A 10348-nucleotide genomic window follows, 5' to 3' on the forward strand; every position below is an offset into this window, starting at 1 on the left:
CGCACCTGCACCGAACTCCCTGTCCCTGTGCGTACCCCAATTCTCGCACCCCTGTGCGACACCGTCATCACCCACACGACTAGAGCACACTCACATTTGCACACCAGTCCTCAAGCGTCCCAAGTAATCTGGCACGACCCCCACCCCCGGGGCGTGCGCCACCCGCCCCGGCCCGAGCCTCGAACACCCACCCGGCCGACACACCCTCATCGCCGCCACTCTGACCTCGACTTGCGCGAACCGGCAACACGCCAACGAGCCCGCACCGACTCCCGCCCCTCGTCGCCGCCGCTGTGACCCCGACTTGCGCGAACCGGCAACACGCCAACGAGCCCGCACCGACTCCCGCCCCTCGTCGCCGCCGCTGTGACCCTGACCCGGATGCACCCCCAGCACGCCCCCGACCCTGCGCCACTTACCGGCTTCCGTCGCTGCCGCTCTGACCTCGACCTGCGTGAACCGGCAACGTGCCACCGGGCCCGCACCGAATCCCGCCCCTCATCGCTGCCGCCCTGACCGCAACCCGCACCCACCCTCAACACGCAACCGTGCCGACACCGGACTCCATCGTCCCGGCCGGATCAGGGAGCGAAGCGCGAGTTCCAACCGACGAAAGCCGCCGCAGAACGAGACACTCCGCTCTCGGTCAAGTCCCTGCGTGCTGTCACGCTCGACGATTGAAGCCTCCGATGCACCTTGTTGCAGCGCAACAGATTCAACCGGAGGCTTTCTCAATTCTCAATTCTCAATCGCGGCCGAGGCGGGTCCGACGATCCGGTCGCGGCCGCACGGCACCTCGGGGAGCGAGGCCCCGGGTTGGGCCCCCGGTGCGCAACGGTGCCAGGCGGGTCCGACGATTCGGGCGCTCGAGTGTTCGCCCGGGGAGGGCGTGAATGCTCGCGTTCTAGGAGGCCGCGGCGAAGACCGTTTCCGGTTTGGCGATGTCGCCCTGCTCGACGAGGACGGCGAGGAGTTCTCCCTGCTCGTCGAGGACGGCGGAGCGGCCGGCGATGCCGGCGGCGTCGAGGGGTTTGCCGTAGGACAGTGCCTTGGCCTCGGCGGCGGTCGCGGTGCGCGTCGGCATGAGGCGGGCGGCGGCCTCGCCCATGGTGAGGGCGCCGAGGGGCTCGCCGGCGTCGGAGCGCTCGGCGAGGACGTCGAGCGTGGCGGCTGCGTCGAGGCCGAAACCACCGATCCTGGTGCGGCGCAACGCAGTCAAGTGGCCGCCGACACCGAGGGCGGCACCGAGGTCGCGCGCGATGGCGCGGATGTAGGTGCCCGAGGAGCACGAGACGTCGATGTCGACGTCGAGGACCGGCAGATCCTCGCCGGCCGCCGAGACCGACGGCCTGACCGACCCGACCTCGATCGAGGCGATGGTCACGCGGCGCGGCTTGAGCTCGACGGCCTCGCCTTCGCGGACTCGCTTGTAGGCGCGCTTCCCGTCGATCTTCACCGCGCTCACGGAGCTCGGCACCTGGTCGATCTCGCCGACCATCGCCGCGAGCCCGGCGCGGATCCGCTCCTCGGTGACGGCCTGCGGGTTCGCGTACCCGGTGACGTCGCCTTCGGCGTCGTCGGTGACCGTGGACTCGCCGAGGCGGATCGTCGCGGTGTAGGACTTGTCGAGCCCGGAGACGTACGTGAGCAGCTTGGTGGCCTTGCCGACGGCGACGATGAGGACGCCCGTGGCCATCGGGTCGAGGGTGCCGCCGTGGCCCACCTTGCGGGTGCCGCAGATGCGGCGCATCCGGGCCACGACCCCGTGGGAGGTGATGCCCTGGGGCTTGTCGACGACGATGAGGCCCGGCCGGGGGCCGTTCTGCGCAGCGGTCACGGTCGTAGAGGCTAACCGGCCGCCCGAGCGCCTCGCCTACTGGTGGCGGTCGAGCGATTCCTGGAGCGCGCGCAGCGCCTCCGCCTTCTCTTCATCCCATTTATTGGGACGGACGCGGCGCTTGCGGCGAGGTGACGAATGCGTGTTCATCCTCGAAACCTTAACGGAGGTTCAGGTGCCTCACCGCTCGGAATTCACATCGTGAGACAGAGTTCGTCAGGCGCGCTCGGCGCCGGTGACGGCCCAGTCACCGGACCGCAAGCGCCACAGGATGAGTCCGAGCCGCACCAGCATGTAGACGGCGATGCCGCCCCAGATGCCCGCGAGGCCCCAGTCGAAGACCGGCGTGAGCCACATGAACGGCAGGCCGCTCGCGATCGAGACCACGGTCATGTTCCGCAGGAAGCGCATGTCGCCCGCGCCGATGAGGACGCCGTCGAGCGCGAACACGACCCCGGCGACCGGCAGCAGCAGCACCAGCCACGGCCACACGTTCCCGAGCTGGTCCCTCACGGCCGCATCGGAAGTGAACAGGCCCGGCAGCACCGGCACCAGGGCGAGCACCCCGACCAGGAACAGCGAGCCGTAGCCGACCCCGACGGCGGTGATGCGCCTCGCGGACGCCTTCGCCGCCTCGGGCCGGCCCGCGCCGAGGTCGGCCCCGATGAGCGCCTGGGCGGCGATCGCCACCGCGTCCAAGGCCAACGCCGCGAAGAACCAGAGCTGCATGCCGATCTGGTGTGCGCCGAGCGCGGCCGTGCCGACGCGGGCGGCCACCGCGGCGGCCGAGAACGAGCTCACCTGGAACGCGGCCCCGCGGACGATCAAGTCGCCGTTGGCGACGAGCTGCTTCGACATGAGCGGCCAGTCCACGCGCACGCTCACCTCCTCGCGGCGCAGCGCCAGGAGGAACAGCGTCCCGGAGACGGCCTGCGCCACCGCGTTCGCCCACGCCGAGCCGACCAGGCCGAGCCCGGTCGGGTAGACCAGGATCGGGGCGAGCGCGGCCGAGAGCAGGAACGACGCCGAGACGAACCACATGGGCCGGCGGGTGTCCTGGACGGCCCGCATCCAGCCCTGGCCGGCCCCGGCGACCAGGAGGAACGGCGCGCCGAGGATCGCCACGCGGAGCCATTCGGCCGCGGCGGCCTCCACGGCCGGGTCGTCGCCCATGAGGCGCGCGAGCGGGCCGGCGGCGGCCTCGATCGCCGCGATCATGAGCAGGCCCGCGGCCAGCGCGATCCAGGTGCCCTGGACGCCTTCGGCGACGGCGCCGGCCCGGTCGCCCGCGCCGTAGCGGCGGGCGGCCCGGGCGGTGGTGCCGTAGGCGAGGACGGCGCCGATGAGCGGCGCGAGGCCCATGATGACGCCGCCGAGGGCGAGGCCCGCGAGCGGCACCGCCCCGAGGTGTCCGACCACGGCGGTGTCGATGAGCAGGTAGATCGGCTCGGCGGCGAGGACGACGAGTGCGGGGATCGCCAGGGAGGCGATCGTGCGGTAGGAGGCCGGCTTCGGTGGGGCCGAGGCCGGTTCGGCGGGGGCGCCCGGGGTCACCGTTCGGGCTTCTCGGCCGCCTCGTCCTCGGGCTCGGCCTTCTCGATGTACGGGTTGGCGTCGCCGGCGTAGGCGGCGCCTTCGGCGATCTTGTGGACCTCCGCGTCGGCCGCGGCGGCCTTGGCGAGGAGTTCCTCGATCCGGTTGGCCTGGTCCGGGACGGTGTCGGCGATGAACTGGAGGGACGGCGTGTGCCGCATCCCCAGTGCCCGCCCGACGGTGGTGCGCAGGTGCCCGGTGGCGCGCTCCAGTCCCGCCGCGGACGCCTTCACCTGGTCCTCGTCGCCGAGGACGGTGTAGAACACCGTGGCCTCGCGCAGGTCCGGGGTGATCCGCGCGTCGGTGATGGTGACCATGCCGACCCGGGGGTCCTTGAGTTTGCGGACCGCCTGGGCGGTCAGCTCCATGACCCGCTTCGCCACCTGGGCCCGCTTCGCGGCGTCTGCCATCGCTCTCTGCCTTCCGCTTTCACGCGCACCTCCGGTCGGATGCGCCTTGGTCGACCGCGCACCGTCTTCGGTGCGCCGGTTACTGCTTCAGCCTGCGGTCCGCCCGGCCGACTCGCCCGAACCCGCTCGCCGTGCTCATTCGTCCGCGGGCCCGAAGACCCGCCGCCGGGCGCTGAGGAGCTCCACTTCGGGACGGCCCGCGACGTGGTGCTCGCAGGCGTCGAGGATCTCCCGGACGTGCCGGTGGTCGCCCGCGACGGCCGCGACGCCGATCGTAGTGCGCCCGTGGACCTCCTGGTCGCCGACCTCGGCGACCGCGACCTCGTACTTCCGCAGCGAGGCGACGATCGGGCGCACGTAGGAGCGCTTGGCCTTCAGCGAGCGGGAGTCCGGGGGCAGCAGGAGGTCGAATTCAACACATCCAGTGAACACCGCTCTAGATTACGCGTCCGCCGGTGACATTCCCAAGATCTTTTGCGGCGGCCGCGTCCGGTCCCGGACCGTCCCGCTCGCAGCGCCGGGAATCGCCGGTTTCGCGATTTCCGTCACGGGTACCTGCCTTGAGAGGTCGGAAACGGACCGAGGAGGAGTCATGGCGGCACCGCAACGAGGTTGGGACCGGAACTTTCAGGAACAGCAGCCCACCGAGCCCATCCCGCCGGTCGCACCCGAGCCGGAGGAGCGGCCGGTCGTGAACGCCGGAAGGCTGTGGGCGGGCGGATTCGGGACGGCGGTGGTCGCGGCGCTCGTCGCGCTCGTCGGCATCCTGCTGGTGCGCGGCGTGCTCGGGATCCACATCCTGTCCCCGTCGGACGCCGGCGCCTACGGCGACGCGACGACCACGACGTACGCGTTCGGCGCGTTCGCGGTCGCGATCCTCGCGACGGCGGCCGTGCACCTGCTGCTCTTGCTCATGCCCCGGCCGATGAGCTTCTTCAACTGGATCATGCTGCTGGTGGTCGCGGTGGGCGTGCTCATCCCGTTCACCGTGTCGGCCGAACCGGCGTCGCAGATCGCCACCGCGGCGATCAATCTGGTCATCGGCATGTGCATCATGAGCCTGCTCAACTCGGTCGCGGGGATCGCGACCCGGGTCGGGCGGATCGTGCACGAAGACGGGACGCTCTGAGGGGCCCGATGGTAGGGACAGCCCTACCGGGAACAAGCGGGACCGCCGGGTCGTACCGGGCGGCCCGCTTTCCTACTGTTGACCCATGCGTACAAGCCTCCGGCAACTGGGGACCGACACGGGCTATCTCCTGTCGATGTTCTTCATCGCCCTGCCCTCCTTCATCATCGGCGTCGTCGGGACCGTCCTCGGCGTCGGCACCGCGGTCATCTGGATCGGCGTGCCCATCGCCGCGGCCACGCTGTTCGCCATGCGCGGCATGGCCGCCGCCGGCCGCGCGATGCTCCCCGCCGTCCTGGGCCGCGAGCTGCCGCGGCCGCGGTACAAGCGGGCCCCCGAGGACGCCTCGGGGCTGCGGCGCTTCCTGACCGCGCTCACCGACGGCCAGTCCTGGCTGAACGTCCTGTGGGCGGTCGCGGTCCTGCCGGTGGCGATCGCCGGGTTCGTGATCGCGGTCGTGTGGTGGGCGGTGATGCTCGGGACCCTGCTGTGGCCGGCGTACGGATGGATCATCATCGCCGCCACCGGCGAGGACGAGTCCGGCCTGGCATACGCGACCCGCTGGCTCGGCTGGGGCGACTCGTACCTGGCGCTGTCCGCGCTGGCCCTCATCGGCGGCGCGGTCATGGCCCTCACGATCGTCCCGGTCGTGCGCGGCATGGCGATGGCCGAGGCGCTCATCGGCAAGGGGATGCTCACCTCGATCAGCGGCCTGCACGAGCGGATCGACCAGCTCGAGGAGTCCCGGGCGGCGGCGACCTCCGCGGAGGCGGACGCGCTGCGCCGCATCGAACGCGACATCCACGACGGGCCGCAGCAGCGCCTGGTCGGCCTGGGCATGGAGCTCGCCCGCGTCAAGCGCCAGCTCGCGGTCAATCCCGAAGCGGCGCAGGAGACCCTGGAGTCGGCGATCGCCCAGACCCGGGAGACCATCGACGAGCTGCGGTCGCTCTCGCGCGGAATCGCGCCGCCGATCCTCACCGACCGCGGCCTGGACGCGGCGCTCGCGGCCCTGGCGGCGCGCTCGCTCGTGCCGGTCGAGCTGGAGACGGACCTCAACGGCCGGTACAAGGCGGCGGTGGAGAGCACGGTGTACTTCGTGACCGCCGAATGCCTCACGAACGTGGCCAAGCACTCCCAGGCGACCAAAGCGACCGTGTCGGTGGAGGACTGGGGCGATAGGCTGGTGCTCTCGGTCGGCGACAACGGGGTCGGGGGCGCGCACGTCTCGAAAGGGCACGGGCTCTCGGGCCTGACCGACCGGGTCAAGGCCGTCGAGGGCCAGTGGACCATCGACTCCCCCGACGGCGGTCCCACCGTGATCGTCGTGGAGGTTCCGTGCGTGTAGTGGTCGCCGATGATGCCGTGCTCATCCGGTCCGGGCTGGTCAAGCTCCTGCAGGAGTTCGACTGCGAGGTGGTCGCCGAGGTCGGGGACGGGGACGCCCTCGTCGAGGCGGTCGCCGAGCACCGGCCGGACGTGTCGGTGGTCGACGTGCGGATGCCGCCGTCGTTCACCGACGAAGGGCTCAGGGCCGCCACCCGCGCCCGGGAGGTCGTCCCGGGCGCGCCCGTGCTCATCCTGAGCCAGTACGTCGAGGTCTCCTACGCCGACGACCTCCTGGCCGACGCGCGCGGCGCGGTCGGCTACCTGCTCAAGGAGCGGGTCATCGACATCGAGGACTTCATGGACTCGCTCAAGCGGGTCGCCGCCGGCGGCACCGTGTTCGACCCGGAGGTGGTCTCGCAGCTCATGGTCAGGCGCCGCAAGAACGACCCCGTCGCGACGCTGACGCCCCGCGAGAAGGAGGTCCTGGGCCTCATGGCCGAGGGCCACTCGAACAAGGCGATCGGCAAGAAGCTCTTCATCTCCGACGGCGCGGTCGAGAAGCACATCCGGAACATCTTCACCAAGCTGGCGCTCAGCAGCGAGGACGGCGACCACCACCGCCGGGTCAAGGCGGTCCTGGCGTACCTGCGGTCCTAGGGCCGCCTAGAGCACGAGGAAGCCGCGCTCGATCAGGCGCCGGATCACGGGGTAGAGCTGGGCGTACAGCATCGCCGGCTCCGCCCCGTACGTGTCGGCGAGGAGCTGCACCTGGAGCCGGACCTCGGCCCGTCCGTCGCAGGCGCCCATGAACGCGACGATCAGCGGGTCGACCTCCTCGGCGTAGCGCATGCCGTTCGCCTGCTGGAGCCACTGCCGGTCGACGTCCCAGCCCTCGCCACCGATCGCGGCGGTCTGCTGGAGCACCGTCCCGTCGGCGACGCGCAGCCGCGCCGTCCACAGCGCCTCGGGTTCGATCGCCCGCTCGCGCACGGCGAACCAGTCGGCGACCCGGTCGCTCCACGGGGTCTCGACCGCGTGCCGGGCCTCCTCGCACACCACTTCGGACGGTCCGGTGACGCGGCGGGCGGTGACGAACCCGAAGCCGACGGCCTCGACGTCGTTGGCCTCGAACCAGTCGAGCCAGGCCGCGGCCTGCTCGGCGTCGTGGGATTCGCCGGAGTCGCGCTGCCAGGTGCGCACGTAGTCGAGCGGATCGAGCACTTCGCGCTCGACGGCCCACACCCGCACGCCCTCGTCGGGGAACCAGCCGGCGACCCGCTCGGACCAGTCTTCGCCCTTGCGGTGCAGCCAGTTCGCGAGGAACTGCATGGTGCCGCCCGGGTTAAGCAGGCGCGTGGACGCGGCGGCGAGCTCGGCGGCGACGCCGTCAGCCTCGCGGCCGCCGTCGCGGTAGGTCCAGCCCGAGCCGGGCGTGGCGATCACGAACGGCGGGTTCGCGACCACCAGGTCGAAGGTGCGGCCCGCGACCGGCGCGAGGAGGTCGCCTTGCAGCAGTTCGAGTCCGGTGCCGTTCACGGCCGCGTTCAGGGCGGCGAACGCGAGGGCGCGCTCGCTCAGATCGGTGGCCGTCACCTGCTCGGCGTGCCCGGTCAGGGCGAGCGCCTGGACGCCGCAGCCGGTGCCGACGTCGAGCGCGGTCGCGACCGGCCCGCGCAGCGTCAGGTCGAGCAGGAGCCTCGAGGCGCCCCCGATGCCGAGGACGTGCTCGCGCATGCGGGCGCCGGTCGTGTTCGGGAGCTGGTCGGAGAACAGGAGGCGGTCCCCGTCGAACTGGGCGCCCCAGCCCGCCAGGTACTCGGTGTCCCCCCACACCAGACCGCACTCGCGGGCCTCGTCGAAACCGAAGGGCGCCAAGGCGTCGGCGACCGCCTGAGCCGGCACGGGCACCCCGGCGACGAACAGGCGCGTGAACACCCCGAGCGGGTCGTCCCCGCATTGCGCGAGGAGGGCCCGGTAGTCGCCGCGGTCGGCGGCGGCCATCGCTTCCGGGCCGTAGACGGCCGACAGCGCGGCCCGGCGGAAGCCCCGAAGGGCCTCGCCGAGCCGCGCCGCGGCATCGGGCTGGAGGAGCCGCACCTTACGCGCGCGGCTTCTCGCGCATCTCGAAGGCTTCGACGATGTCGCCCTCTTCGATGTTGTTGTAGTTCTTCAAGGTGAATCCGCACTCGAAGCCCTCGCGGACCTCGGTGGCGTCGTCCTTGAACCGGCGCAGCGACGAGATGGTCGTCTCGGTGACGACCGCGCCGTCGCGCATGAGGCGGACCTTCGCGTTGCGTTTGATCGAGCCGCTCGTGACGAGCGCACCGGCGATGTTGCCGAGCTTCGACGAGCGGAACACCTCGCGGATCTCCGCCGTACCGAGCGCGACTTCCTCGTACTCGGGCTTGAGCATGCCCTTGAGGGCGGTCTCGATCTCCTCGATCGCCTGGTAGATGACCGTGTAGTACCGGACGTCCACCCCTTCGCGCTCGGCCATGTCGCGGACGCGGCCCTCGGCTCGGACGTTGAAGGCGATGATCGTCGCCGACTCGCCGTCGCCGGCCGCGGCCAGGTTGACGTCGCTCTCGGTGATCGGACCGACGCCGCGGTGGATGACCTGGAGGTGCACTTCCTCCGGGATCTCCAGCGCGACCAGGGCCTCTTCGAGGGCCTCGACCGAACCGGCGCCGTCGCCCTTGATGATGAGCGAGAGCGTGGTGCGCTCGCCCTCGGCGATCTTGTCCATGAGGTTCTCGAGCGTGGTGCGCGAGACGCGGGACGCCTGCTGCGCCGCCCGGCGGCGGGCCTGCCGCTGCTCGGCGATCTGGCGGACCATGCGGTCGTCGTCGGCGGCGAGGAACACGTCCCCCGCCATCGGGACGGACGCGAGGCCCTGCACCTGCACCGGGAACGACGGGGTCGCCTCGGTGACGCGGTTGCCGTCGGCGTCGTGCATCGCACGGACGCGGCCGTGGGCCCCGCCCGCCACGATCGAGTCGCCGACCCGCAGCGTGCCCTTCTGGACCAGGACGCTCGCGACCGGGCCGCGGCCCTTGTCGAGGTGCGCCTCGATCGCGATGCCCTGCGCGTTGCCGGTCTCCGAAGCCTCGAGTTCCAGGGACGCGTCGGCGGTCAGGAGCACCGCTTCGAGCAGGTCCGTGATGCCGATGCGCGGCTTGGCGGCCACGTCGACGAACATGGTCTGCCCGCCGTACTCCTCGGCGACCAGGCCGTACTCGGTGAGCTGCTGGCGGACCTTGGCCGGGTTCGCGTCCGGCAGGTCGACCTTGTTGACCGCGACCACGACCGGGGCGCCGGCGGCGCTCGCGTGGTTCAGGGCCTCGACCGTCTGCGGCATGACGCCGTCGTCGGCCGCGACCACGAGCACCACGATGTCGGTGACGTTCGCGCCTCGGGCGCGCATGGCGGTGAACGCCTCGTGGCCCGGGGTGTCGATGAAGGTGATCGCGCGGTCTTCGCCCTCGTGCTCGACGTGCACCTGGTACGCGCCGATGTGCTGGGTGATGCCGCCCGCCTCGCCGGCGACGACGTTCGTGTGCCGGATGGCGTCCAGCAGCTTCGTCTTACCGTGGTCGACGTGGCCCATGACCGTGACGACCGGGGGACGCGGGACGAAGTCGTCCTTGTCCTCCTCGTCGAGGTCGATGCCGAACTGCGCGAGCAGCTCGCGGTCCTCCTCCTCGGGGGACACGATCTTGATGTCCCAGTCGAGGTGGGCGCCGAGCAGCTCGAAGGTCTCCTCGGACACGGACTGCGTGGCGGTCACCATCTCGCCCAGGCCGAACAGCTCCTGGACGAGCGTGCCCGGCAGGGTGCCGATCTTGTCGGCGAAGTCCGAGAGCGACGCGCCGCGGGCCAGGCGAATGGTCTCGCCGTTCCCTCGCGGAGCGCCCGACTGCATCCTCGGCGCTGCGAGGTTGTCGAACTCCTGGCGCCGCTGGCGACGCGACTTGCGGCTCTTGCCTCGGGGCCCGCCGCGGCCGAACGCGCCCGCGGCACCGCCGCCGCGCGCCTTGCCGCCGCCGCCCG

General features: G+C 71.6%; 9 protein-coding genes. 3 read left to right on the forward strand and 6 right to left on the reverse strand.

The window, feature by feature from the left end:
* Nucleotides 1–904: 904 nt before the first annotated feature.
* The 4 genes from truB to GFD30_RS25650 all read right to left on the reverse strand — a co-directional run bounded on the left by truB (nucleotide 905) and on the right by GFD30_RS25650 (nucleotide 4272).
* A complete protein-coding gene (truB, locus tag GFD30_RS25635) occupies nucleotides 905–1837 on the reverse strand; it encodes a tRNA pseudouridine(55) synthase TruB (protein WP_322633620.1) in 933 nt (310 codons plus the stop codon).
* A gap of 216 nt (nucleotides 1838–2053) precedes the next feature.
* Complete coding sequence (locus GFD30_RS25640) at nucleotides 2054–3391, reverse strand: MATE family efflux transporter (protein ID WP_322633621.1); 1338 nt, start codon at nucleotides 3389–3391, stop codon at nucleotides 2054–2056.
* Nucleotides 3388–3840, reverse strand: coding sequence for a 30S ribosome-binding factor RbfA (rbfA, locus tag GFD30_RS25645; RefSeq protein WP_153027988.1), 453 nt, complete (start codon nucleotides 3838–3840; stop codon nucleotides 3388–3390). Before rbfA ends, GFD30_RS25640 begins: the two co-directional genes overlap by 4 nt.
* 135 nt (nucleotides 3841–3975) lie before the next feature.
* On the reverse strand, nucleotides 3976–4272 hold the full coding sequence (locus GFD30_RS25650; RefSeq protein WP_322633622.1) for a DUF503 domain-containing protein: 297 nt from the start codon (nucleotides 4270–4272) through the stop codon (nucleotides 3976–3978).
* 160 nt (nucleotides 4273–4432) lie between these two features.
* Between GFD30_RS25650 and GFD30_RS25655 the strand changes: the two genes are divergently transcribed.
* The 3 genes from GFD30_RS25655 (at nucleotide 4433) to GFD30_RS25665 (ending at nucleotide 6955) form a co-directional block, all read left to right on the forward strand.
* Nucleotides 4433–4969 (forward strand): DUF6069 family protein, encoded by a 537-nt coding sequence (locus GFD30_RS25655; protein WP_153027989.1) that lies wholly within the window; start codon nucleotides 4433–4435, stop codon nucleotides 4967–4969.
* Nucleotides 4970–5054: 85 nt separating this feature from the next.
* On the forward strand, nucleotides 5055–6317 hold the full coding sequence (locus tag GFD30_RS25660) for a sensor histidine kinase (RefSeq protein WP_153027990.1): 1263 nt from the start codon (nucleotides 5055–5057) through the stop codon (nucleotides 6315–6317).
* Nucleotides 6308–6955, forward strand: a complete 648-nt coding sequence (locus GFD30_RS25665) for a response regulator transcription factor (RefSeq protein WP_322633623.1) — start codon at nucleotides 6308–6310, stop codon at nucleotides 6953–6955. The genes GFD30_RS25660 and GFD30_RS25665 overlap by 10 nt, the downstream gene beginning before the upstream one ends.
* Nucleotides 6956–6961: 6 nt before the next feature.
* On the opposite strand, the gene GFD30_RS25670 is transcribed toward GFD30_RS25665, so the two are convergent.
* Nucleotides 6962–8395, reverse strand: a complete 1434-nt coding sequence (locus tag GFD30_RS25670) for a DUF7782 domain-containing protein (protein WP_153027991.1) — start codon at nucleotides 8393–8395, stop codon at nucleotides 6962–6964.
* 1 nt (nucleotide 8396) lies between these two features.
* The coding region (gene infB, locus GFD30_RS25675; protein ID WP_153027992.1) for a translation initiation factor IF-2 at nucleotides 8397–10348 on the reverse strand (1952 nt) is incomplete at its 5' end.

Origin of the sequence: Glycomyces albidus (assembly GCF_009451885.1) — a bacterium.
GTDB classification, from domain to species: domain Bacteria; phylum Actinomycetota; class Actinomycetes; order Mycobacteriales; family Micromonosporaceae; genus Glycomyces; species Glycomyces albidus.

Coding starts and splice junctions, on each gene's coding strand:
- GFD30_RS25655 (WP_153027989.1), top strand. CDS start 4,433: ATGGCGGCACCGCAACGAGGTTGGGACCGGAACTTTCAGGAACAGCAG.
- GFD30_RS25660 (WP_153027990.1), top strand. CDS start 5,055: ATGCGTACAAGCCTCCGGCAACTGGGGACCGACACGGGCTATCTCCTG.
- rbfA (WP_153027988.1), bottom strand. CDS start 3,840: ATGGCAGACGCCGCGAAGCGGGCCCAGGTGGCGAAGCGGGTCATGGAG.